The following is a 24250-nucleotide window of genomic DNA, read 5'->3' on the forward strand; positions in this document are numbered from 1 at the left end:
AGCTTTCAGCCGGGTAGCCCGGGTCGAGCCTGCGATGCTTGGCAAGAGCCGTGTATCGCTGCGCTCAACCCAGGCGGCGCAGTGGCGTCAGCGCGGGCTGTTCAGGCATTCCAGCAGGCCGTCCTGCCAGTCCGGCAGGCGTACGCCCCAGTCCTGCTCCAGACGAGTACCGTCCAGGCGCGAATTGAGGGGGCGCTGCGCGGGTGTCGGGTAGTCCGTGGTGGCAATCGGCGCCAGCTGCGCGACGGATCTGCCTTGGGCCTGCAACTGTGCGGCGATGGCTTCGGCGAAACCGAACCAGGAGGTCTCGCCGCGCGCGGTGAAGTGATAGAGACCCCAGGCATTGGTCTGCTGCGTTTGCCAGCGCTCGATCAACTGAGCGGTGGCCGCTGCGATGCTGCCTGCCCAGGTCGGTGCACCAACCTGATCGGCCACTACGCTGAGCTGCGCTCGATCCTGCAGCAGGCGCTGCATGGTCAACAGGAAGTTGCGTCCGTGCAGGGAATACACCCAGCTGGTTCGCAGGATCAGGTGCTTGCCACCGACCGCGGCGATGGCCTGCTCGCCGGCCAGCTTGCTGCGCCCGTAGACGCCCAGCGGATTGGGCGTGTCCTGCTCGTGGTAGGCAGCGGGGTTGCTGCCATCGAACACGTAATCGGTGGAGTAGTGGATCAGCGGCACGTCGAGGTCGGCCGCTTCCTCGGCGAGTACACCGGGAGCGCTGGCATTGATCGCGAAGGCCGCGTCCGGCTCGCTTTCTGCCGCATCGACCGCGGTGTGTGCGGCGGCATTGACGATCAGTTCGGGGCGCAGGTGGCGTACGGCGTCACGAACGCGCCCGGTATCGGCAAGGTCGAGTTGCTCTCTGCCCAGCACGATGAGTTCGTGATGCTGACCAAGCAGCAATTGCAGCTCGCGGCTGACCTGGCCGTGCTGGCCGAGCAGAAGGATCTTCATGGAAACAGCTCGGCGTCGTCGAAGCTCAGGCCCTGCTGATCCTTCGCCGAGAGTTTGGGATCGCCTTGCAGTTGCCAGTCGATGGCCAGCTTGGGATCGTCCCAGCGGATGCAGCGCTCGTGGGCCGGGGCGTAGTAATCGGTGGTCTTGTAGAGGAATTCGGCGAATTCGCTGAGCACCAGAAAACCATGGGCGAAGCCTTCCGGCACCCACATCTGGCGCTTGTTGTCCGCGGAAAGGTAGGCACCGACCCACTGGCCGAAGGTTGGCGACTGGCGACGCAGGTCAACGGCGACGTCATAGACCTCGCCTGCGCTGACGCGCACCAGCTTGCCCTGGGCCTGTTGCACCTGATAGTGCAGGCCGCGCAACACCCCGCGCTGCGAGCGGGAATGGTTGTCCTGCACGAAGGTGGGGTTCAGGCCGGTCGCTTCGGTGAAGGCCTGGGCATTGAAACTCTCGAAGAAGAAGCCCCGCTCATCACCGAACACCTTGGGTTGCAGAATGAGTACATCGGGGATTTCGGTTTGGATGACTTGCATCAATTGTCCTCGGCCAGCCCGAACAGGTACTGGCCATAGCCGGTTTTGCCGAACGCCTTGGCCTGTTGCAGCAGGCGGTCACGATCGATCCAGTCCTGCCCATAGGCGATTTCTTCCAGGCAGGCGACCTTCAGACCCTGGCGGTGCTCGATGGTTTGCACGTATTGCGAGGCTTCCAGCAGGCTGTCGTGGGTGCCGGTGTCGAGCCAGGCGAAGCCACGGCCGAGGCGTTCCACGCGCAGATCGCCGCGCTGCAGGTAAGCGTTGTTGACGTCGGTGATTTCCAGTTCGCCACGTGCCGAGGGTTTCACCGCCTTGGCGATCTCGATCACGTCGTTGTCGTAGAAGTACAGCCCGGTCACCGCATACTGAGAGCGCGGTTGCGCCGGTTTTTCCTCGATGGAAATGGCCTGGCCCTGGGCATCGAACTCGACCACGCCGAAGCGCTCGGGATCGCGGACCCAGTAGCCGAACACGGTGGCGCCCTTGTCCGCTGCGGCGGCACGCAGCAGTTTCTCGGTGAAGTGCTGACCATGGAAGATATTGTCGCCAAGGATCAGGCACACCGAGTCGTCACCGATGAACGACTCGCCAATGATGAAAGCGCGTGCCAGGCCATCCGGCTCGGGCTGTTCGGCGTAGCTCAGTTGCAGGCCGAACTGGCTGCCGTCGCCAAGCATCTTCTGGAACTGCGGCAGGTCATGGGGCGTGGAAATGATCAGGATCTCGCGGATGCCGGCCAGCATCAGCACCGACAGCGGGTAGTAGATCATCGGCTTGTCGTAGATCGGCAGCAACTGCTTGGACACGCCCAGGGTGATCGGGTGCAGACGGGTGCCGGAGCCTCCGGCGAGAATGATGCCTTTCACTGTTGTTGCTCCTTGGGGGCGCCGAGCCGCTCACGCTGATAGCTGCCGTCCTGTACGCGGCGGCACCAGTCGAGGTTGTCCAGGTACCAGCGCACGGTCTTGCGCAGGCCGCTGGGGAAGGTCTCTTGCGGTGTCCAGCCCAGCTCGCGTTCGATCTTGCTGGCGTCGATGGCGTAGCGCAGGTCATGACCGGGGCGGTCGGTGACGAAGGTGATCTGCTCGCGGTAGGAGCCCGCCGCGCGCGGCTGAAGCTCGTCGAGCAGGTCGCAGATGGCATGCACCACGTCGAGGTTCTTCTGCTCGTTGTGGCCGCCGATGTTGTAGGTCTCGCCAACCGCGCCGCGGCTGACCACTTGCAGCAGGGCCCGGGCGTGATCCTCGACGAACAGCCAGTCGCGCACCTGCTGGCCGTTGCCATATACCGGCAGCGGTTTGCCATCCAGGGCATTGAGGATGACCAACGGGATCAGCTTCTCCGGGAAGTGATACGGGCCGTAGTTGTTCGAGCAGTTGGTCAGCAGCACCGGCAAGCCATAGGTGCGCTGCCAGGCGCGCACCAGATGGTCCGAGGCGGCCTTGCTGGCCGAGTAGGGCGAGCTGGGGGCGTAGGGCGTCTGCTCGGTGAACAGATCGTCGACGCCGTGCAGGTCGCCGTACACCTCGTCGGTGGAAATGTGGTGGAAGCGGAATGCCTGACGGCGCTGTTCGTCCAGCCCCAGCCAGTAGGCGCGGGTAGCCTCGAGCAGGGCGTAGGTACCGACGATGTTGGTCTGGATGAACGCCGCCGGGCCGTCGATGGAACGGTCGACGTGGGACTCGGCAGCCAGGTGCATGATGGCGTCCGGCTGAAAGTGCTGCAGGGCATCGGCCACTGCGGCCTGATCGCCGATGTCCGCCTGCACGAAGCGGTAGCGCGGGTCGTTCTCGACCTGCTGGAGGGATTCCAGATTGCCGGCGTAGGTCAGCTTGTCGAGATTGAGCACCTCATGATCGGTATCGTTGATCAGGTGGCGAATCAGCGCGGAGCCGATGAAGCCCGCGCCGCCGGTGACGAGAATGCGCATTGAAGATAGCCCGACGGTAAAAGTGTGAAGTATGCCTGCCCGGCAGGTTTTGCGTACAGCGGGCAAGCCCCGGCCGCTTCCGTGAGCCGGGTGCGGCTGGCGGTTTACAGCCGCGCGCTGGAAAAGGTGTCGCAGGCACTGACCTGGCCACCCTCGAAACCGGTGGTGAACCAGCGCACGCGCTGCTCCGACGTGCCGTGGGTGAAGGAGTCCGGCACCACCCTGCCACGGGCCTGTTGCTGCAGGCGGTCATCGCCGATGGCGTTGGCGGCGTTCAGGGCTTCCTCCAGGTCGCCGGGTTCGAGCCAGTCCAGGCGCCGCTGCGCATGGTGTGCCCAGATACCTGCCAGGCAGTCTGCCTGCAGCTCCTGGCGAACCAGCAGACCGTTGGCACCCTCCAGATTCTCGCCGCGCTGGCGCGCCGCGTTGACCTTGGCGGAGACGCCCAGCAGGGTCTGCACGTGGTGGCCGACCTCGTGAGCGATCACATAGGCCTGGGCGAAGTCGCCAGCCGCGCCGTAGCGCTGCTCCAGATCGCGGAAGAAGCTCAGGTCCAGATAGACCTGCTTGTCGCCCGGGCAATAGAAGGGGCCCACCGCCGAACTGGCGAAGCCGCAAGCGGAGTTCACACCGCCATCGAACAGCACCAGCGTCGGGTCCTGATACTGGCGATTGGCGGACTGGAAGATAGCGCGCCAGGTGTCTTCGGTATCGCCGAGAACCGCCCGCACGAATTGCGACTGTTCGTCATCCGCCGCTGGCTGCTCCGTCTGGCTGGTGGAATAGCCGCCCGACTGGCCAGCCAGTTGGCCGAGAATCTGTAACGGATCCTGGCCCATCAGCAGGCCGACCACCACGACGATGGCGATACCGCCCAGGCCCAGGCCGCGGCCACCGCCAAAGCGCGACCCACCGCTGCCGCGGGCATCCACCACGTTGTCACTGCGTCGTGCTCGTTTCCAGCGCATGGCATTGTCCTTTCAATCAGTTGCCCGGGTAGCTACTGACCACGCTTTCCTCGCCTCGTGCGTCCAGGCCGATGACCTGGTAGGCATCGCGGATGTCGCCGCGCTCCATGCCCGGCGAGCCGGTGGGCATTCCAGGTGCGGCGATGCCGAGCAGATCCGGGCGCTGGCGCAGGGTGAGGATGTCCGCCGCCGGGACATGGCCCTCGACGAATTTGCCGTCGATCACAGCGGTGTGACAGGAGCCCAGGTGCTCGGGCACGCCGAGGCGCTGTTTGACCCTATGCATGTCGGTCTCGACATGGTCGTTGACCTGGAAGCCGTTGGCCTGCAGATGGCTGATCCAGCCCTTGCAGCAACCGCAGTTGGCATCGCGGTGGACGTCGATGGTCGGTGGCTCGGCGGCCTGGGCTATGCCGGCGAACAGGCCGGCCAGCAGAAGCAGTGGGCGCATGCTGGAATCCTCGATTGGGTTGCACGAGCATAGCGCCGCGACGATGCATTTACCTCATTCGATGGCTTCGTAGGGCAACCCCACGTAATTCTCGGCGATGCTGGTGCGGCCCGCCTCGGAGCCGACGAAGTAATCCAGTTCGGTCTGGCGCATGCGCACGGTGAAGGCGTCGGTATCCGGAAAATTGTGCAGCAGCCCGGTCATCCACCAGGAAAACCGCTCGGCCTTCCAGACTCGCCGCAGGCAGATCGCCGAGTAGCGTTCGAGCAGCTCGGTACGGCCTTCGCGGTAAACCTTGAGCAGGATGCGGTACAGCGTGTTGACATCGCTGGCGGCCAGGTTGAGGCCCTTGGCACCGGTCGGCGGCACGATGTGCGCCGCGTCGCCGAGCAAGAACAGGCGACCATACTGCATGGGCTCGACGACGAAGCTGCGCAGCGGGGCGATGCTTTTCTCGATGGACGGGCCTGTCACCAGATTGGCCGCGGTTTCGCCTGGCAGACGCGCTCTGAGCTCGTCCCAGAAACGCTCGTCCGACCAGTCCTCCACCTGCTCCTCGAGCCCCACCTGCACGTAGTAGCGGGTGCGCGTCGCCGAGCGCATGCTGCACAGGGCGAAGCCGCGCGGGTGGCTGGCGTAGATCAGCTCCTCGGCCACCGGCGGGGTGTCGGCGAGGACGCCAAGCCAGCCGAACGGATAGACCCGCTCGAACACCTGCAGGGTTTCGGCGGGAATCGATTGCCGCGACACGCCATGAAAGCCGTCGCAGCCGGCGATGTAGTCGCAGTCGAGGCGCTGCTCGATGCCATCCTTGCGGTAGGTGACGTGGGGCGAACCGTCCTTCAGGTCGTGCAGGCGCACGTCGCTGACTTCGTAGTGAGTGGTTGCGCCGCTGGCTGCACGGGCGTCCATCAGGTCGCGGGTGACTTCGGTCTGGCCGTAGATCATCACCGTCTTGCCGCCGCTCAGGCCCTTGAGATCGATGCGTTCGCGACGGCCGTCGAAGGCCAGCTCGAAACCGTCATGCACCAGCCCCTCTCGATCCATGCGTGCGCCCACGCCAGCTTCGCGCAGCAGATCCACCATGCCCTGTTCGAGCACCCCGGCGCGTATGCGGCCGAGCACGTAGTCGGGCGTTTGCCGTTCGAGAATGACGGTGTCGATGCCCGCCTCGTGCAGTAACTGGCCGAGCAGCAGGCCGGATGGACCGGCTCCGATAATGGCGACGGAGGTTTTCATGGGTTGTCCTCGATATTGTTGTTTGGACCCTTTGTGCTTGTATTTTTGATTGGACTTGGCCGGCGGATAAGGCAAATTCACGTCGTTTACTTGGACTTTCATAAACTCCGTTCGCCTATCGGCCATTTCTTCGAGGAGGGCGCCATGAGCCAGCAGCAGATCGCCGTGCCGGCATTCAAACTGTATGGCGATGCGCTGGAGTGGCCGACCCCCGACCTGCTGCACTGCGAGTCGATTCCCAAACGCAGCCGCCTGCATGACTGGGTGATCGAGCCCCATCGCCATCCGGATCTGCTGCAACTGCTGTATCTGCGCCGTGGCTGGGCGCTGATCGAGGTGGAGGGCGTGCAGTCGCGTATCGAAGAGGCCGCGCTGCAGGTCTTGCCGCCGCTGTGCGTGCATGGTTTCCAGTTTTCCGATGACGTGGACGGCTACGTGCTGACGCTGGCCGCGCCACTGGTAGCGCAACTGGAGGTGCATCTCGGCGCGCAGCATCCGGTTTTCAGCGCACCCGCGCTGTATCCGGCGGGCGGCGATCAGGGCTATCTGGATAGCCTGTTCGACGCCATCGACGGCGAGTACGGGCAGAGCGCACCGGCACGCAACCTGCTGCTGCAGTCGCTGGTCGGCGTGCTGGCGGTCTGGCTAGGGCGCCAGGTGCTGGTGCGCCAGGCCGCTGATCGGCCGGCGCGCGGTGAGCAGCATCTGACCGCCTTCACACGCTTGGTGGAGCTGCATTTCCGTGAGCAACTGTCGATCGAGGAGTACGCCAGGCGCCTCGGCATCACCACGGCGCACCTCAACAGCATGACCCGTCGTTACGCCGGGCAGAGCGCCCAGGCCCTGGTGCATCAACGCCAACTGCTGGAAGCCAAGCGCCTGCTGGTGTATTCGTCGATGACCCTCAGCCAGATCGCCGACGCCCTGCAGTTTTCCGAGCCCGCGTATTTCTCGCGCTTCTTCAAGCGCCTGACCGGCCAGACGCCCAGCGCCTTTCGGCAGCAGCGTTGAGTGGCCTATGCTCAACTGACCTTGGAGGGTCATGCCATGTTGTTCGCCCGTATTTTTCTCGCTGTGCAGATTCTCGTGCTCGCCGGATTCGGCGTGGCGTATTTCCTGCGCCCTCAGGAGATGGGCGCGGTCAGCGGCATGCTGCTGATGGAGGCCGCTGCGGTGACCGATGTGCGGGCCTATTACGGCACCCTGCAAATCGGCGTGGCGGTTTTTCTCGGCCTGGGGCTGTGGCTGCGCGACCTCACCCGACCGGCGCTGATCCTGCTGCTGGTCGTCTACGCCAGCCTGGCGCTGGGGCGCATCGCCGGCCTGTGGCTCGATGGCGGCGCGCAGCAGACGTTCAATCTCTGGGCCGCGCTATTCGAGGTGGTGTCAGCCGCTCTGGCAGGCTGGGCACTGCAGCGCTGGCGAGCGGTATGATGGGGCTTCCTACGAGGGGGGCGAGGGCGTGATGTACAAATCCGGACAGCGAGTACTGGCAGCGTTGCGGCAGATGATCGCGTCTGGCGAGCTGGTGGCCGGCGAGCGTATCGCCGAGATCCCTACCGCCGAACGGTTGCAGGTTTCCCGTACGCCCGTGCGCATCGCCTTTCGCACGCTCGAACAGGAGGGTTTGCTCTGCAAGGCGCCTGGCCGCGGTTACACGGTACGCGCGGTGACCGACGACGATATCGCGGGCGCCGTGGAGGTCCGCGGCGTGCTGGAGGGGCTGGCGGCGCGCCAGGCGGCCGAGCGAGGCCTGTCCGAAGCCATTCGTAGCCGTCTGCATGCCTGCCTGGTGGAAGGCGATCGCCTGTTCGAGAAAGGCCATGTGGTGATGGAGGAGCTGGAGATCTACCACGACCTCAACAAACGCTTTCACCAGGCGATCATCGAAGCCAGCGGCAACAGTGCCATCGCCGTGGCCCTCTCGCGCAACGACCATCTGCCGTTCGCTTCGGTCAGTTCCCTGGCGGTGGATGGCAACGACATGCCGCGCGAATACCGGCGCTTCAGCTTCGCCCATATGCAGCATCACGCCGTCTACGACGCGCTGATCAACGGCCAGGGCGCCCGCGCCGAAGGCATCATGCGCGAGCACGCCAACGCCACGCTGCGTTACGCCCGTACGGTGCAACTGGGGGATTCGAGCGAGACGGCGATGACCGTGTTGCGGCATGGCTGAACCCTGCATTCGCCGCGCACTCGAGGGTGATGCCGAAGCGCTGAGTCGGGTGATCGTGGAGACCCTGCGGCTCAGTAATGCCGAGGATTATCCACCCGAAGTGATCGACCGGGTGGTGGATAATTTCGACGTCGCTGGCGTGCGTGCACTGATGGCCTCGCGGCAGGTATTCGTAGCGCTCGATGAGGCCCGAGTGGTGGCCACTGCGAGCCTGGCGGACGATGTGGTCAGGTCAGTGTTCGTGTTGCCCGAGATGCAGGGCCGTGGTCTGGGCAAGGCGCTGATGAACCATGTCGAAAGCGTGGCGCGTGATGCCGGCGTTCAGCGACTGCTGGTGCCGGCTTCGCTGACGGCCGTGGGCTTCTACTCGGCCCTCGGTTACAGCGTGGTACGTGAAGTCGTCGAAGGTGACGAGCGAACCCTGGTGATGGCCCGCCCGATCGGTGATGGCTGATCGCCCCAGCACGCTGTCGGAGATTCGACTTGGTGGGCTGAAGCCCACCCTACCGTGAGCTCAGGCCGTGGATTCGATTTGGTGGGTTGAAGCCCACCCTGCCGAGGGCTCAGGCCGTGGATTCGATTTGGTGGGTTGAAGCCCACCCTGCCGAGGGCTCAGGCCGTGGATTCGACTTGGTGGGCTGAAGCCCACCCTACCGTGGGCTCAGGCCGTGGATTCGATTTGGTGGGTTGAAGCCCACCCTGCCGAAGGCTCGGGCTGTAGGGTGGGCTTCAGCCCACCATCGCTGGCGGCAGGGATCAGATATCTAGCACCAGCCGCGCGCTCTTCGAGCGTGAGCAGCAGGGCGTGAACTGGTCGTTGGCGGCCTGTTCGTCCTCGGTGAGGAACAGGTCACGATGGTCCGGCTCACCTTCCAGGACGCGGGTCAGACAGGTGCCGCAGATGCCTTGCTCGCAGGACACCGGAATCTCCACGCCGATGCCACGCAGCACCTCCACCACACTGATCCCTTCCGGTACCTGCAGCACATCGCCGCTGCTGGCCAACTGAATCTCGAAGCCCTCCTGAGGCTGGTCATCGGTTTCGGCGCTGAAGTATTCGCGGTGCAGGTTGTCGCCTGCCCAGCCCAGGTTGCGGGCGCTGTCGAGCACATGCTCCATGAAGCCGCCGGGGCCGCACACGTACAGATGGGTTGTCGCCTGCGGCGTGCCGATCAGCGCTGCGCTATCCGGGCGTTTACCGGGGTCGCCTTCATCGAAGTGCAGGTGCACGCGGTCGGCGAACGGCGATTGCCGCAAGCGTTCGACGAAGGCGGCCTGCTGCGCCGAGCGAGCGAAGTAGTGCAGGGTGAAGTCGGCGCCGGTATGGCTCAAGCGTTCGGCCATGCAGAGGATCGGGGTAATGCCGATGCCGCCAGCCATCAGCAGGTGACGGCTGGCATCGTGCTGCAGCGGGAACAGATTGCGCGGCTCGCTGATGCTCAGCCTGACACCTTGCTGCAAGCCATGCATGGCTCTGGATCCACCGCGGGACTCGGCGCTTTGCAATACGGCGATCTGGTAGCGATGACGCTCTTCAGGATGGTTGCACAGCGAGTACTGGCGAATCAGCCCATCGGGAAGGTGTACGTCGATGTGAGCACCCGCGCTGAAGGCCGGCAGGGGGGCATCATCTTCACGGGCCAGGTCGAAGCTGAGAATGTTCTGGGCCTGCTGCTCGATGGATTTGACGACGACGTCGATCATGATGGTTCTCTCACGAAAATTCGCTCCGCTCCCCACATCGGTGGCGAGCGCTACGGGCGGACGAGGTCTCAGCCGACCTGGCGGACGTCGATCTTCTGGGCGGCGCTGGCCTGTTCCTCGTTGATCAGGCGTTCGATGATGCGCCGCGACTGCACGCCGCCGGCGTCGATATTGAGCTTGAGCAACTGGCGCTCGGGCTGCCAGAGCAGGTTGCGCTGCTGCAGTTCGAGCATCTCCAAGTCTTCGCTGAAGATCTTGCCCTGCCCTTCGCGAATGCTGTCGGTGAGGGCCTGGTCCTCGGGCTTGAAGCTGCGTGCCATGCCCCAGAAGTACCAGATCGAGGTATCGCTCTCTGGGGTGATGAAGTCCACCACCACGCTGGCCGCCTTGACCTCCGTGGGTGCCTCGTAGCCGCCATGGCCGGCATGAGCCACACCGACTTCGATCATCACGTGGCTGGGCGGGCTGAAGCGGCAGATCTGCCAGCGGTCCACCGGTACATCCTCGGCCAGGCCATTGCCACGCAGCGCCATGCGCCAGAAAGGCGGGGCCATGATGTTTTCCATATGGCGGCTGGTGATCACTTCATCGCCGCCCACCTTGGTGACGGGTGGGGCCTCGTCGATTTCCTTCTGGCCGATGCTCGACGCGTGCACGTAGGTCTCGTGGGTCAGGTCCATCAGGTTGTCGATCATCAGGCGGTAATCGCAGTTGATGTGAAACAGGCCGCCGCCATATGCCCACTCTGGGTTTTGCGCCCATTCCAGGTGGTGAATGGTGGCCGGATCGGCCAGTTCCTGATCGCCCGTCCACACCCAGATGAAACCGTGGCGCTCCACTGCAGCGAAACGGCGGATGCCCGGGAAGCCACGAACGCGCTGGCCAGGCATTGCCACGGTCTTGCCTTCGCAGCCCATCTCCAGGCCGTGATAGCCGCAGATCAGGTTGCCGTTCTCCACATAGCCGAGCGACAGCGGCGCTCCGCGGTGCGGGCAGAAATCTTCGAGTGCCACGACCTGCGCATCGGCGCCTCGATAAAAGACGATCTTTTCTCCGCAGATCTGCCGGCCGAGGGGCTTTTCGGCGATCTCGTCAGGGGTGCATGCGACATACCAGGCGTTTTTCGGGTACATGAGTGACCTCTATTCTTGTTGGTGTTATTGGATCCAATGGTTGATTTTTAAACAGCCTAATGTCAATGGCCGTTCAGAAAAATAGTTAACAAAACAAACTGTCCGATCATCGAACGTAATATTCAGGTCAGCCAAGTAGGCCGGGTACCGGGTACCCGGTTTTCGGGCATCGCATCGATTCAGAGCCGTCCAAGGGCTTTTTCAGGCAGTTTCCATGGATTGAGATTTGGATCCATTTCTGCGAGTTTGCTGTTCAGCTGTTCCCCATAAAAATAATCAAGGGTTTGCGCTGATGAACCATCCTTTCTCCTTTCTGGACGTCGCTGCCGTGAGCAGCCTCCGCTCGCCTGCACCCGCACGTCACCCGCTCGCGTTCTCCACCTTCGATGCGGGAGGTGCGCAATGAGCGATCTCAGGCAGGTCGTCGACCAGGGGCCGATGCGCGGCTTTCAGTGGGTCGCCATTGGGGTGTGCATCGTCCTCAACATGATCGATGGCTTCGATGTGCTGGTAATGGCCTTCACGGCGTCGTCGGTGGCGGCGGAGTGGCAGCTCAGTGGTGCCGAGATCGGCCTGCTGCTCAGTGCCGGTCTGCTTGGCATGGCGGCCGGTTCGCTGTTCATCGCGCCCTGGGCGGATCGTATTGGCCGGCGCCCGCTGATCCTGCTGTGTCTGGTGGTTTCCGGCACCGGTATGCTGCTGTCGTCTCTGAGCCAGACGCCCACTCAGCTGGCGCTGCTGCGCGGCCTAACGGGTCTGGGTATCGGCGGCATTCTGGCCAGCAGCAACGTGATCGCCAGCGAGTACGCCTGCAAGCGCTGGCGTGGTCTGGCGGTCAGCCTGCAGTCCACCGGCTATGCGCTGGGCGCCACCCTCGGCGGCCTGCTGGCGGTATGGTTGCTGTCGCAATGGGGCTGGCGTTCGGTGTTCTTCGCGGGTGGCCTGATGACCTTCGCGGCCATTCCGCTGGTGCTGCTGTGGCTGCCCGAATCCCTGGATTTCCTGCTGTCCAAGCGGCCAGCGAAGGCGCTGGTACGGGTCAACGCGCTGGCGGTTCGCCTGGGGCAGCCGAGCCTTGCAGCACTGCCGCCGTTGCCGGCGGGGGAGCAGGGCAGAGGTGGATCATTCGCACGCCTGTTCGACCCCGAGCAGCGTCGCAGTACCTTCCTTATCTGGCTACTGTTCTTCCTGGTGATGTTCGGCTTCTACTTCATCATGAGCTGGACGCCCAAGCTGCTCACCTCTTCCGGCCTGTCGGTGCAGCAGGGCGTAACGGGGGGTGTATTGCTGAGCATCGGCGGGATCTTCGGTGCGGCGCTGCTCGGCCTGCTGTCGGCACGCTTCTCCCTGGCCCGGGTGCTGGCGTCGTTCATGCTCATCACCGCGGTGATGCTGGTGGTGTTCACCAGCATCGGCTCGTCGTTCACGGCCGCTCTGTGCATGGGGCTGCTGATCGGCCTGTTTTCCAACGGCTGCGTGGCCGGCCTGTACGCGCTCTCGCCGCTGATCTATGGCGCTTCGGTGCGCGCCACCGGGGTGGGTTGGGCCATCGGTATCGGGCGAGGTGGCGCGATCCTGTCGCCGACCGTAGCTGGTTTCATGCTCGATGGCGGTTGGCAGCCTCTGCAGCTGTACACCTGGTTCGCGCTGGTGTTCGTGGCGGCTGCACTCCTGTTGCTGACCCTGCTGCCCGCGCAGAAAGCCGGCGGGTTGAAGCCTGCGCAAGCGTGATCATCGTGCAGCGCGAGGCGCATGCCTCGCGCTACCACTTTTATCACCACACCCTCGCTGGCCCGCCTTGGGCCAGGCTTCTCGGCTTTGGCGATGAAGGGGGCTGGTGATTCCGGCCCTCTCTGCCTCGTTTCATCGGCCGACATGCTGGTGTCAGCCAGAAGCGTGCTGCTCGACCGATCGACAGATGAGCTTGCCGTCCGGCATGCGCAGGGCTGCATCATCGATCGGCGCGACGCGAGACCTGTCTGGTCTCATCCTTCTCCATGAGTGGTGAGCCGTGCCGAGCGGATGGGGTGGCCTGCTTTATTTGAATATAATTATTGTAATTTGATAATTTATTTCTAATAATCGGCGCGCACTTACCTCCCCATAAGGAAATACCCGTATGAATACCCACATCACTGGCCTGGCCCGGAAGCGGTTGCGCTGGGTCGGCATACTCGCCGCCATGCTGGCTTGGGGCATGGGCGCGATCGAGTTCATCAGCTATGTCGCCATCTGGGTCAGTGACAGGAATGGAATGCTCACCGTCATCCTCAGCGCCTTCGCCAATGGGGTATCACCGCTGCTCGATCCTTTCACCGACGCTGGCGAGGTATGGATCAATCCCGGGCTGATGCTCTCACCGCTGAGTGCGGCACTGATCATCGTCCTCGATGCCCTGCCTCAGGTGCTGGTGGCCTACATGCTGTGGCTGACCGGAGTGTTTTTCCTGCGCCTGTCGAGAGGCGAAACCTGGACCGACCGCAACGTACGCATGCTCTGGATCATCGGCGTGCTGTGCATCATTTCTCCGGCCACATTCCCCATCGCATTGACCTTGCAGAGCCTGGCGCTGTCCATCGATCTGCCCGCGGGAGAGCGCATCGTTCACGTTTCGGCAGGCATGTCTTCCTACGCGGCTTCCGAGGTGGTCAAGGGCATACTGCTCTGTTCGTTTTCCACTATCATGCGCGACGCCAAAGTGCTCAGCGACGAGCAGAGCCAATACATATAGAACAATGAAATGACCATTATCATTCGTCTTGACGTTGTCATGGCCAAACGCAAAATTCGCTCGAAGGAGCTCGCCAGCACCCTGGGAATCACCGAGGCGAATCTGTCGTTGCTGAAAAATGGCAAGGTCAAGGGAATGAAGATGGAAACGCTGGCCAAGCTTTGCGCCGCGCTGGATTGCCAGCCCGGTGACCTGCTGGAATATCAGAAAGACTGAGCCGCCTCGAATCACGGCGCCCTGCGATGCCGGGGGCCTGACTCACGAGGCACGGCTCTTCGTCGCGCAATGGCACTTACATGAATCGATACAGACTCTTCGCGCTGCTATGTCTGCTCGCGCTGGTCAGCGGCTGCGCCAGCAAAATGGATGTGGCGATCAATGCGACCCCCGACCCCGATTACCCTTTCGACCGAAATGCCGCGGTACTGGTGACCACCGCCGACGGTGACGATGAAAATGCTCTCAATGCCCGCTACTACCTGCATGACATGGTCAGCGCATTGAAGGGGGAGGGCTTTCGCAATGTCTTCACCGATCGCACCCGTCCATCCGTCGACACGGCGGCGGACCTGACCTTCACCCTCGATGTCGGCAGCAAGCGCACCCGCTACCGCTATACCGCCAACGATTACGGGCAGGTCACGACGCATACCTCGACCGTCTGCCGGGAAGACAGGAAGAGCAAGAAGAAGGACAAACGCCTCATCTGTACCCATACACCGCAAAGCCACTACGGCGTGGTGGGAACTTCGGAGCGCACCGGTCAGACCACCCGTTCGACATTCACCCTGACGGCCTGGGACCGGCACCTGCGGCGAATCGTGTATCGGCTGCGGGTTACGGCCTACAACGAGAACTGCCAGAACGGCAAGGTCGAAGCCTTTCTGGTGCAGCAGGGCCTGCAGTACCTGAATTTCCACGAACGTATCGAGCAGAAGCGAACGGTCGCGTTGCCTGAAGGCCGCGGCTGCTAACACAGGCCCACGGTCTCGGATGAGCGCTGCATCCTGCGCATCATTGGTCACCACGGCCAGCGATGCGCGAGCACCGACTGGCCTGGTGATGATGGACTCCAATCATGCCGCGTCGCGGGTAGTTGGCTCTCGCCGAGGCCCGTCACCAGAGCGCCAGGGTGTAGTCGATGTGCAGGCGGGTCTGGTTCTCGTCGCGAAACGATGCGGCAGCGGGGAAATCATTGCGGTAGATCGAGTGACGTGCCTTGAGCCCGACGCCCTTGAAGGTGCCGCTTTGAATCACGTAGCCCACTTCCAGCTGCAGTTCCCGCTCCTTGAGGTCGCTGCCGCCGAGGGCGACCAGTTCGATGTTGTCGCCACGCAGATAGCGCAAGCGGGTCTTCAGGCCTGGAATGCCGGCAGTGGCGAAGTCGTGATCGTAGATCGCCTGCCAGGTGCGTTCTTTCGGATTGACGAAGTCCGAGCTCATCGCCATTTCGCTGATCACCATCGACTCCGTGCCGGAAATGTAGGGTTTGGAGCTGTCGCCGCTCTGGTGCATGTAGCCCAGCGTGAAACGATGGCCGTCGATGGCGTAGGCGAATTGCGCCGCCAGGTTGCGGTTGTCGACCTTGCCGGCCCTGGCGCTGCCGTCCTCGCCGCTGTCGAAAGCGCGTAGATCGGTGCTCAATACGCCGGGGCCAACGGGCAGCTCGTGCAGCAGACCAAGGTATTCCTGGCGATACAGTTCGGCGACTTCGGTGTGGTAGGCACGCAGTTTCAGGCGTTGACTGACTTGATAGTCGCCCCCGAAAAATACCGCGTGCGAGCTTTCGGCTGTCGGGTTGAAGCGTCGGTTCGGCGAGGCGACCGTCATCGCCTGGTAGTTGCTGGAGTCGCGGCGGTTGATGCGATCGAGATAGCCAGCGTGCAGCGTCAGGTCGTCGACGTCCATGGACTGCAGATACGCGCCGCGAAATGACTGCGGTAGCAGCCTGGCCGGACTGGCGACGATAGAGGGCAGGAACGGCGAGACATCGCCCACTTTCAATACGCTCTTGCCGGCGCGTACCTTGGCCGTAGGCGCCAGGCGTGAATATTCGTCCGCCGCGCGGCCCGTGCTGGCCGATACCGGCAGCAGCTCGGTGCCGCTGCGCTCAGGCGAGGAGTCCAGCTTGACGCCCAGCAGGCCGGTAACATCCAGGCCGAAGCCGATCTCGCCAGGTGTGTAGCCCGATTCCATCTTCAGGATGAAGCCCTGGGCCCATTCGCGGGCCGCGGATTTTGCCCCGTCATCCTTGTAGTCCCGGTCCATGTAGTAGTTGCGTGTGGTCAGCTTGGCGGTGCTTTCTTCGATGAACCCTTGCGCCACGGCGTTGCCAGCCAGTGCCCAGGGGGCCAACAGAATGCCCAGTAGAGGGACGCCGTAGCGCCAGTGGATAGAAGGCGGAGTCGTGGTGGTATTCACCCGATGGGTCTGCATGTCATTGTCCTTTTATTCTTGTTGTTGGCGCGTTGTGGCGGCAGCCTCTCGGAGGGGCCTGTGCCGGTGCAGGAATGCGTGCCTGCTGGGTGGCGAGAATGGAAAGGCAATGACGGGCGGTCAATGTGCGGTGATCGATAATCGAACGTTAAAATTGTTAATTATTTTTAGTTTTAATCGTTTCCCTTGGGTAAGTGGCTGATTCCTATCCGGTAATCGCTCGAAGCAGCATTCAATGAAGATTACTTTCGTTATTCATTATCTTTGTTAATCTTTTCATGGGTCTTCAAACGACTACCCGTCACGGGCGGTAATCGGCCGTTTTCGGGGGCGGATACAACAACAATAAAATCGAGGTTTATCCATGGACACGCCATCGCGTCGCTCGACGCTGACCGTCACGCTGTGTTTCATCGTCGCGCTCATCGAAGGGCTAGATCTGCAGTCGGCAGGTATCGCTGCCGCCGGAATTCGCCAGGCCTTCGAGCTCGATCAGAAAATGATGGGCTGGATGTTCAGTGCCAGCATCATCGGCCTGCTGCCCGGCGCCTTCTTCGGGGGCTGGCTGGCCGATCGCATCGGTCGCAAGCGAGTGTTGATCGGTGCAGTGATCATCTTCGGCATCTTTTCCCTGTGGACGGCCTATGTCGGCAGTGTCAATGCGCTGCTGCTGGCGCGCTTCATGACCGGCCTGGGCCTTGGTGCGGCATTGCCCAACCTGATCGCGCTGTGTGCCGAGGCCGTCGACGAGCGGCGTCGCGGTACGGCCATCAGCATCATGTACTGCGGTGTTCCTCTGGGGGGTGCGATCGCGGCGGTGGTCGGCATGCTCGGTGGTGAAAGCTGGCAGGCGGTGTTCATCGTCGGCGGCGTGGCGCCGTTGCTGGTAGCGCCCCTGCTGATGGTGCTGCTGCCCGAGTCCCGGGATTTCCGTGAGCAGCGCAAGAGTGCGGTGCCGGTTCGCGAATCCACCCTGCACGCGCTGTTCGGCGAGAACCGTGCGGGTGCGACGCTGGCCCTGTGGGTCAGCTACTTCTTCACCCTCACCGTGATGTACATGCTGCTCAACTGGCTGCCTTCGCTGCTGCTCGAACAGGGTTTCAGCAAGTCCCAGGCCGGCACCATCCAGATGCTGTTCAACATCGGCGGCGCTATGGGGTCGCTGCTGGGCGGGGTATTGCTGGACCGTCGTGGTCGCACTGGCGTGGTCCTGTTCGTCTATGGCGGCGTGCTGGCATCCCTGGCCGGCCTGGGGCTGGCCTCGGGCATGCTGGCCATGGCGATCGCCGGGTTCGCCGCCGGGCTGTTCGTCATTGCCGCACAACTGGTGCTCTACGCACTGGCTCCGCCCACCTATCCGACCTCGGTGCGCGCTACCGGTGTTGGCGCTGCGGTGGCCATAGGTCGTCTGGGTTCGGTATCCGGGCCGTTGGCTGCCGGGCAGATCCTGGCAGCAGGTGCCGGTACCGCCGGCGTATTGCTGGCCGCCTCGCCCGGGCTGGTGATCGCCGCGCTGGTGGTGCTCGGCATGAGTCGTCGACGAGCTGCCGATGCGCCCGTGGTTTCGCCGACTTCCCACTGAGAGGGCCGTGCCGATGAAAAGACTGACAGCTGTACTGGCAATCATCCTGAGCCTGGCAGGCGGCCTGGCCTGCGCCGATGTGAATGCACCGCCGCCGATAAAACTCGAACCCCTGGCGCGTTTCACCGTGAATCTGGAGGCGCCGGTCTGGGAACTGGGCGCCGTTGGCCCGCAAGGCCAGCGGCGAATCATCCCGATCACCAGTGGTCATTTCGAGGGGCCCGGTTTCAAGGGCAAGATCCTCGACAACGGCGCGGACTGGCAACTGGTCGACAGCAATGGCCTGGCCATCATCGATACCCGTTACCTCCTGCAGACCGATGATGGCGCGCTGCTCTATCTGCAGACCAAAGGCTATCGCCATGGGCCAGCCGAGGTATTGCGCAAGGTCGCCAGGGGCGAGCCGGTGGATCCGTCGCAGTACTACTTCCGGGTGACCCTGCAGTTCGAAACCAGTGATCCTAATTACAGCTGGCTCAACGGCATGGTCGGCGTAGGCAGTGCCATGCGCCTGCAGAAGGCCGTGGTCTATGACGCCTTTCTGGTGAAGTGAGTGAAAGGCGCGGTGGCCCTATGGTCGCCGCACTTTTCCACAGGCAATAAAAAACCCGCCGAAGCGGGCTTTTACTGACCAATGCCAACATCCTGTCGGCGCGCCATCCTGGCTATGGTCATGTCGTCCATGACCCTGAGCACGTCCTGTGCTGCAGGTATGGGCATAGATTACGGCGCCGCCTGGGTTGTCACCAGAGCCAACCGGCGCACTGTCGTGTAAGCCTTTCGCTATACCGAATGTCATGTGAGGCCTGGTCGACGGTTTCTTCAGAGACGGCGTGCGTCCTGAGGCGCAGTCGATTCGCCTGATTCCGGCGTCTGCGCTCTGTCGTTGCTGCGGGCATCGATGCGCGCCACGCCGTAGGCGCAAAGCGCCAGAACGGCCGGGCACAAGGCGAGTACGGCGAAGCTCTTGACCACCGGCAGGCCGCTGTTGAGGACATAGGCGCCAAGCAACGGGCCGAGGATCGAGCCGATCTTGCCCACCGAGGCGGCCCAGCCTGCGCCGTTGGCGCGGATGGCACTCGGGTAGAAGATCCCCGCGATGCTGGTGATCCCATAATGGCTGCCCTTGACGAAAATCGCCCCGATCAGACTGAGCACGATGAAGGCGTCGCCCTGCAGGCCGCCTATCCCCAGTACCAGCAGGAAGGGCAGTGACAGCAAGGGATAGATCATCACCGCGTAGGGCCCCTTGCTGTCGACGAAACGCATCAGCGCCAGGCCGGCCATGGCGCCGCTGAACGAGGCGAAGGAGCTTACCCACGACGCCGTGCTCCGGTCGAAGCCGGCGTAGGTGTAGACCAGCGGGCTCCACGACGCGAGAAAGTACATGGCCATGGAGCTGACCCCGAAGCCGAGCCAGATCATCGGGGTTATCCACTTCAGTTTGCCGATGAACAACTGGCCGACCCGGAACGAGCGCTGGCCCAGGTCGATTTCGTCGGCGAGCACGTAGCGGTCGTCCATGCGCAGGTCGATGCTGGGATCGAGACGCTTGAGGATGGCTGCGACCTTCTCCGGCTGACGCTGCTTGCTGACCAGAAAGCGCACCGACTCGGGCAGGGTGAACAGCAGCAGTACGCTGGATGCCAGCGTGGCGACCCCGCCCAGCACGAACACACTCTGCCAGCCGAACCGTGGCGCCAGCCAGACGCTCAGTGGGCCGGCCATGGCGCCACCCAGGCTGAAGCCGACCATGATCACGGTGACCACCGTGGAGCGGTAGCGCCTGGGCATGAATTCGATGTTCAGTGCCCAGCACAGGGGCAGCATGGCGCCAAGCGCGAAACCATTGAAAAAGCGCAGGATGAGCAACGACTCGTAGCTGCTGGCCAGAGCGAACAGCAGGGTCAGGAAGCCGAAGCAGAACGTCGAGAGGATGATGGTCGGGCGGCGCCCGATGCGATCCCCGAGATAACCGAAGAAGAAACCGCCGAGCATCATGCCGAACAGGCCGATGGAGAACACGTTGCCCAACTGCAGCTTGTCCAGACCGATGTCATCGGCCATGTAGGACGCGGTATGCGACTGCATCAGCAGATCGAAGCCGTCGAGAAAGGTGATCAGTATCGAGACGGCGATCACCACGTAGTTGAAGCGTGTCAGCTTGCGGCCCTCGATCAGGGCAGCGACGTCGATGGTGCGTGGCATTGTCATTGTCGTTCTCCACAGGCGGCTCGTCCTGCATGAGCAGGGCGAGCCGAATGATCACCAGAGTTTCATGGTGTAGCCGACGATCAGACGATTCTCGTCCAGGTCCTGGGTCAGGCCGTTGCCCGAGCGGAAGGTGACGTTGCGCCAGCGCACATTGACGCCCTTGAGCGGCCCGCTCTGGACGATGTAGCCAATGTCGGTGTCGCGTTCCCACTCACGGCCGTCGCGTACCGCGCCGCTGTGGATATCGCTGCCGGCGACATAGCGGGTCATGAATGACAGGCCGGGAATGCCCATGCCGGCGAAGTCGTACTCGTAGCGCAACTGCCAGGATTTTTCGTTGATCTTGGTGAAGGGGTTGAAGGTCACCAGATTGGCCACGTAGGGGGTACCCGTGTCGATCACCGGGAACACGCTGTCTCCCGATAGACGCTGGAAACCGGCTGCGAAACGCTGGAAGCCGACGCTCAGGGTGAACATGCCGTTGAAGTTGCGGTTGTCTATCTTGCCCGCCTTGCTGGCGCCGATGTCGCGGCTGTCGAAGTAGCGCAGATCGGTTTTCAGGCTCACGTCGTCGCTCAGCGGCAAGGTATGCACCAGACCGGCGAACTGCTGGCGGTAGATATCGTCCAGTTCGCCATGGTGATAGCGCAGGGTCAGGTTCTTGTTCAGTTGATAGTCGCCGCCGAGCATGTCCAGATGCGAGCTGCTTTGCCCGGCATAGCTGACGTCATCGTTTCCCGATGAGTCGCGGCCATTGGCGTGGGTCAGGCGACCGGCGGTGAAGGTCAGCTTGTCGATTTCCCGAGAGGTGAGCAGGGCGCCGGTGAAGGTCGATGGCAGCAGGCGGGTGTCGCTGTAGTAAGCCAGCGGCAGCACCGGCATCAGGGTGCCGATGCGCAGTTCGCTGTCCGACAGGCGCATCTTGCCGGTCAGGCCCAGCTCGCTGTAATCGTCGACCGGCTCCTGGCTGCTCGGCCCGAATGGCAGCAATCCGGTGCCGCGCCGTTCGCGGCTGGAGTCGAGCTTGATGCCCAGTTCGGCGAGGGCGTCGACGCCAAAGCCGATGCGCCCCTCGCTATAACCGGAGTTGAATTCGGCGATGAAACCCTGGGTCCATTCTTCGGCCTTGGACTGGGCGGTAGCGCTTTGCCGGAAATCACGGTTCAGGTAGAAGTTGCGGGTAGTCACGCTGGCCGTGCTGTCTTCGATGAAGTCGGCGTTGGCCGCAAGCGTGGTCGCTAGCAGCGTGGCGGTGGCAAGGCACGAGGCTGGGCGTGAAAGCGTCATGTTCCTGATCATTGTTGTTGGTCTCCAGGACATTCATAGGGGACGAATCGCGGGCGTGAGCGCCCCCGGCCGCGCAATCGGGCGCGGTTGGGAGGGCGGTGGCGGGTTGCTGCCGGGTAAGGCCGGCGTCAGCTCAGGTCTGTGAAGCTGCCGACAGCGGGGGAGCGGGTGGTTCCTTGTCGACGATGCGCCCGACGATGAATGCGCACAGCGCCAGTACAGCGGGGCAGATGGCCAGAATCAGGAAGCTCTTGACCACCGGCAGGCCACTATTGAGGACGTAGGCACCCAGCAGCGGGCCAAGGATCGAGCCGATCTTGGCGATCGATGTGGCCCAGCCAGCACCATTGGCGCGGATGGCGCTGGGGTAGAAGATCCCGGCGATGCTGAGGATGCCGTAATGGCTACCCTTGACGAACACCGCACCGACCAAGCTGAGAATCAGGAAGGCGCTGCCCTGCATGCCGGTGATGCCGAGAACCAGCAGGAACGGCAGGGCCAGTAACGGATAGATCATCACCGCGTAGGGGCCGCGGGTATCGACGAAGCGCATCATCGCCAGGCCCGCCATGGCGCCGGCGAACGAGGCGATCGAACTGACCCACGACGCGGTGGCCCGGTCGAAGCCGGCGTAGGTGTAGACCAGCGGGCTCCACGAGGCGAGGAAGTACATGGCCATGGAACTGGCTGAGTAGCCTATCCAGATCATCGGCGTGATCCACTTCAGTTTGCCGATGAACAGCTGGCTGACGCGAAAATTCCTGGTGCCCACGTCGATCTCGTCAAGTAGCACGAAGCGGTCATCGGGGCGCACGTCGAAACCGGGATCCAGGCGTTTGAGAATATGCGCGATCTTTTCCGGCTCGCGACGCTTGGTGGTCAGGAAACGTACCGACTCGGGCAGGGTGAACAGTAGCAACGCGCTGGCCAGCAGCGTCAGCAGGCCGCCGAAGATGAACACGCCCTGCCAGCCAATGTGCGGTGCCAGCCACACGGTCAGCGGGCCTGCCATGGCGCTGCCGAGGCTGAAGCCGACCATGATGATGGTCACTACCGTCGAGCGGTAGCGCTTGGGCACGAACTCGATGTTCAGCGCCCAGCACAGTGGCAGCATCGCGCCCAGGGCGAAACCGTTGCAGAAGCGCAGCACCATCAGTGACTCGTAGCTGTTGGCCAGGGCGAACAGCAGGGTCAGAACGCCGAAGGAAACGGTGGAAAAGATGATGGTCGGGCGGCGGCCGATACGGTCCCCCAGGTAACCGAAGAAGAACCCGCCGAGCATCATGCCGAACAGGCCGACGGAGAAGATCTCGCCAAGCTGGATCTTGTTCAGGCCGACTTCGTCGGCGATGTAGGAGGCGGTGTGCGACAGCACCAGCAGGTCGAAACCGTCGAGAAAGGTGATCAGCACCGATACCGCGATCACCACGTAATTGAAGCGTGTCAGCTTGCGGCCCTCGATCAGGGCGGCGACATCGATTGTGCGTGGTTGTGACATTGTTGTTCTCCACAGCGCTACGATTTTCTTGTTTTAAGGCCCGGCAGCCAGGCCGCCGGGCGTCAGCCGTTACTGCAGGTTGAAACTCAGGCGTTCGCCAAGGGCGGCCGCCGCAACGTCAGCGACCCTGCCCTGTGAGCCCGCCAGGTCAAGGGCATGCGCGGCCGCGGCGCCCATGGCGATGCAGGGCCCCATGACCCGTATGCTCGACAACGCAGCCGCATCGGCGTCCACGCAGCGTCCGGCGACCACCAGGTTGTCGCTGCCTTCCGGCAGCAGGCTGCGCAGCGGCACACTGTGCACATGATCATCGGCGAAGGGCTCCCACTGGTAGCCTTTTGCATCGCCGTGCAGCTCCACCGGCCATGAGGTCAGTGCGACCGCATCGGCAAAGCGCGTCGCCGTCCGTACCTCGTCGGTGGTCAGATGGTGCTGGCCGACTATCCAGCGGGTCTGGCGGATGCCTGGCAGGGCGTAGGCACGAACCCGTGCCTGGCCATACACCTCGGGGTACTCGGTCTTCAGGAAGGCGATCACCTTGTCCACCTGCTGGCGTCCCTCGATGGCCACGTGGGACGCGGCGACGGGGTCCAGGGGCGTCTCGATATGGGTCATGTTGAAGGCTGCGGTGCCGCGTCCGGGGAACTGGAAGAACAGGCCGTCGTCACGCTCGATGCCATAGTCCCTGGCTCGGGTCTTGACTCGCTCGGTGAACGCTTCGCGGCTCGGCAGGTGGGTTTCGTCGATGTGCTCCATGACGAACATCTGCGTGCCGTAGATCGGCGTGTCGGGTTCGCGGCAGGCGAAGCCGGCATTCCAGGTCAGCGCGGCATCGCCACTGGCATCGATGAAGCCGTCTGCATCGACGTGCACATCGCCATAGCGGGTGGCCAGCTGTACCTGGCAGACCCGATTGCCTTCACGCACCACATCGCGCAGCACCGCACCGAGTACCACGGTGATGCCGGCGTCGAGGATCTGCTGGCCGATCCAGCGGCCCAGGGCCACTTCGTCGTAGTAGACGACGGTGGTCAGCGGGCCGACCTTGTGGTGCAGGTCACCGCTGGCACCGAGGTCCTGCAGGATGCCGTCGGCGATGCCGTGGGTCAGCTGTCGGCGGTTCGGGCCGTTCGAGAACAGCCCGCAGAAGGTGCCGATGATCGAGCCGACAGCCTGGCCGCCAAGCATCGGCAGGGCGTCGAACAGCACCACACGCTTGCCCAGGCGGGCCGCTTCGAGGGCGGCCGATACACCGGAAATACCGGCACCGGCGATGCAGATGTCGGCCTTCAGGCGCTGGGCCTGAGGGGCGTTGTCACGGCGAACCGTGCGAATGATATGAGCCATGGATATCTACTCTTGCGCTGAAAGAAGTGCGGCCGAGCCCGTCACCTGG

Annotated in this window: 24 protein-coding genes; 10 read left to right on the forward strand and 14 right to left on the reverse strand. The window is 63.2% G+C overall.

The features are described 5' to 3' along the window. Positions 1-87 precede the first annotated feature (87 nt). The 7 genes from rfbD to pobA all read right to left on the reverse strand — a co-directional run bounded on the left by rfbD (position 88) and on the right by pobA (position 6090). Positions 88-957 carry a dTDP-4-dehydrorhamnose reductase gene (gene rfbD, locus ACT9T4_RS11915; RefSeq protein ID WP_042556742.1) on the reverse strand — a complete coding sequence of 290 codons (870 nt, stop codon included), beginning with the start codon at positions 955-957 and terminating at the stop codon, positions 88-90. Further along, positions 954-1499 carry a dTDP-4-dehydrorhamnose 3,5-epimerase gene (rfbC, locus tag ACT9T4_RS11920; RefSeq protein WP_042556743.1) on the reverse strand — a complete coding sequence of 182 codons (546 nt, stop codon included), beginning with the start codon at positions 1497-1499 and terminating at the stop codon, positions 954-956. Before rfbC ends, rfbD begins: the two co-directional genes overlap by 4 nt. Continuing rightward, entirely contained in the window at positions 1499-2368 is an 870-nt protein-coding gene (rfbA, locus tag ACT9T4_RS11925; protein ID WP_042556744.1) for a glucose-1-phosphate thymidylyltransferase RfbA, read from the reverse strand. Before rfbA ends, rfbC begins: the two co-directional genes overlap by 1 nt. Beyond that, positions 2365-3432 (reverse strand): dTDP-glucose 4,6-dehydratase, encoded by a 1068-nt coding sequence (gene rfbB, locus ACT9T4_RS11930; protein WP_179539256.1) that lies wholly within the window; start codon positions 3430-3432, stop codon positions 2365-2367. The genes rfbA and rfbB overlap by 4 nt, the downstream gene beginning before the upstream one ends. Positions 3433-3536: 104 nt before the next feature. Then, on the reverse strand, positions 3537-4400 hold the full coding sequence (ypfJ, locus tag ACT9T4_RS11935) for a KPN_02809 family neutral zinc metallopeptidase (protein ID WP_042556746.1): 864 nt from the start codon (positions 4398-4400) through the stop codon (positions 3537-3539). 16 nt (positions 4401-4416) lie between these two features. Further along, on the reverse strand, positions 4417-4851 hold the full coding sequence (locus ACT9T4_RS11940; protein WP_042556747.1) for a DUF411 domain-containing protein: 435 nt from the start codon (positions 4849-4851) through the stop codon (positions 4417-4419). Between the two features lie 54 nt (positions 4852-4905). Beyond that, positions 4906-6090, reverse strand: a complete 1185-nt coding sequence (gene pobA / locus ACT9T4_RS11945; RefSeq protein ID WP_499117101.1) for a 4-hydroxybenzoate 3-monooxygenase — start codon at positions 6088-6090, stop codon at positions 4906-4908. Between the two features lie 144 nt (positions 6091-6234). Between pobA and ACT9T4_RS11950 the strand changes: the two genes are divergently transcribed. From ACT9T4_RS11950 to ACT9T4_RS11965, 4 genes are read left to right on the forward strand one after another with little or no spacing between them, the layout of a single operon-like run. Then, positions 6235-7101 (forward strand): helix-turn-helix domain-containing protein, encoded by an 867-nt coding sequence (locus ACT9T4_RS11950; RefSeq protein ID WP_042556749.1) that lies wholly within the window; start codon positions 6235-6237, stop codon positions 7099-7101. A gap of 36 nt (positions 7102-7137) precedes the next feature. After that, positions 7138-7524, forward strand: a complete 387-nt coding sequence (locus tag ACT9T4_RS11955; RefSeq protein ID WP_042556813.1) for a DUF4345 domain-containing protein — start codon at positions 7138-7140, stop codon at positions 7522-7524. Between the two features lie 31 nt (positions 7525-7555). After that, positions 7556-8269: a GntR family transcriptional regulator gene (locus ACT9T4_RS11960; protein WP_179539253.1), complete on the forward strand. Its 714-nt coding sequence runs from the start codon at positions 7556-7558 to the stop codon at positions 8267-8269. Then, positions 8262-8723 (forward strand): GNAT family N-acetyltransferase, encoded by a 462-nt coding sequence (locus ACT9T4_RS11965; RefSeq protein WP_499117103.1) that lies wholly within the window; start codon positions 8262-8264, stop codon positions 8721-8723. Before ACT9T4_RS11960 ends, ACT9T4_RS11965 begins: the two co-directional genes overlap by 8 nt. Positions 8724-9025: 302 nt before the next feature. Here ACT9T4_RS11965 and ACT9T4_RS11970 read toward each other — a convergent pair whose 3' ends face one another. Beyond that, positions 9026-9973, reverse strand: a complete 948-nt coding sequence (locus ACT9T4_RS11970) for a PDR/VanB family oxidoreductase (RefSeq protein WP_499117105.1) — start codon at positions 9971-9973, stop codon at positions 9026-9028. A gap of 68 nt (positions 9974-10041) precedes the next feature. After that, complete coding sequence (locus tag ACT9T4_RS11975; protein WP_499117107.1) at positions 10042-11106, reverse strand: Rieske 2Fe-2S domain-containing protein; 1065 nt, start codon at positions 11104-11106, stop codon at positions 10042-10044. A 402-nt stretch (positions 11107-11508) separates the two neighbouring features. Here ACT9T4_RS11975 and ACT9T4_RS11980 point away from each other — a divergent pair, with 402 nt between their 5' ends. From ACT9T4_RS11980 to ACT9T4_RS11995, 4 genes are all read left to right on the forward strand, one after another. Next, the gene (locus tag ACT9T4_RS11980) at positions 11509-12837 is read left to right on the forward strand and encodes an MFS transporter (RefSeq protein ID WP_499117109.1); all 1329 of its coding nucleotides are present in this window, start codon (positions 11509-11511) and stop codon (positions 12835-12837) included. Positions 12838-13225: 388 nt separating this feature from the next. Then, entirely contained in the window at positions 13226-13837 is a 612-nt protein-coding gene (locus tag ACT9T4_RS11985; RefSeq protein WP_042556755.1) for a hypothetical protein, read from the forward strand. A 9-nt stretch (positions 13838-13846) separates the two neighbouring features. Then, a complete protein-coding gene (locus ACT9T4_RS11990; RefSeq protein WP_042556756.1) occupies positions 13847-14053 on the forward strand; it encodes a helix-turn-helix domain-containing protein in 207 nt (68 codons plus the stop codon). An 80-nt stretch (positions 14054-14133) separates the two neighbouring features. Beyond that, complete coding sequence (locus tag ACT9T4_RS11995; protein WP_042556757.1) at positions 14134-14811, forward strand: hypothetical protein; 678 nt, start codon at positions 14134-14136, stop codon at positions 14809-14811. A 142-nt stretch (positions 14812-14953) separates the two neighbouring features. On the opposite strand, the gene ACT9T4_RS12000 is transcribed toward ACT9T4_RS11995, so the two are convergent. Next, positions 14954-16273 carry an OprD family porin gene (locus ACT9T4_RS12000; protein WP_499117112.1) on the reverse strand — a complete coding sequence of 440 codons (1320 nt, stop codon included), beginning with the start codon at positions 16271-16273 and terminating at the stop codon, positions 14954-14956. 364 nt (positions 16274-16637) lie between these two features. On the opposite strand from ACT9T4_RS12000, the gene mhpT reads away from it, so the two are divergent. Then, complete coding sequence (mhpT, locus tag ACT9T4_RS12005) at positions 16638-17855, forward strand: 3-(3-hydroxy-phenyl)propionate transporter MhpT (RefSeq protein WP_499117114.1); 1218 nt, start codon at positions 16638-16640, stop codon at positions 17853-17855. A 13-nt stretch (positions 17856-17868) separates the two neighbouring features. Beyond that, positions 17869-18408 (forward strand): DUF3237 domain-containing protein, encoded by a 540-nt coding sequence (locus ACT9T4_RS12010; RefSeq protein WP_042556759.1) that lies wholly within the window; start codon positions 17869-17871, stop codon positions 18406-18408. Positions 18409-18677: 269 nt separating this feature from the next. Here ACT9T4_RS12010 and ACT9T4_RS12015 read toward each other — a convergent pair whose 3' ends face one another. From ACT9T4_RS12015 to ACT9T4_RS12030, 4 genes are all read right to left on the reverse strand, one after another. Then, a complete protein-coding gene (locus tag ACT9T4_RS12015) occupies positions 18678-20069 on the reverse strand; it encodes an MFS transporter (RefSeq protein WP_499117116.1) in 1392 nt (463 codons plus the stop codon). Between the two features lie 51 nt (positions 20070-20120). Further along, the gene (locus tag ACT9T4_RS12020) at positions 20121-21356 is read right to left on the reverse strand and encodes an OprD family porin (protein ID WP_499117118.1); all 1236 of its coding nucleotides are present in this window, start codon (positions 21354-21356) and stop codon (positions 20121-20123) included. Positions 21357-21489: 133 nt separating this feature from the next. Continuing rightward, positions 21490-22854, reverse strand: a complete 1365-nt coding sequence (locus ACT9T4_RS12025) for an MFS transporter (RefSeq protein WP_499117120.1) — start codon at positions 22852-22854, stop codon at positions 21490-21492. 69 nt (positions 22855-22923) lie between these two features. Further along, entirely contained in the window at positions 22924-24201 is a 1278-nt protein-coding gene (locus ACT9T4_RS12030; RefSeq protein ID WP_499117122.1) for an FAD-dependent oxidoreductase, read from the reverse strand. Positions 24202-24250: the final 49 nt, after the last annotated feature.

It is taken from the genome of Pseudomonas sp. SZ40 (assembly GCF_052958135.1).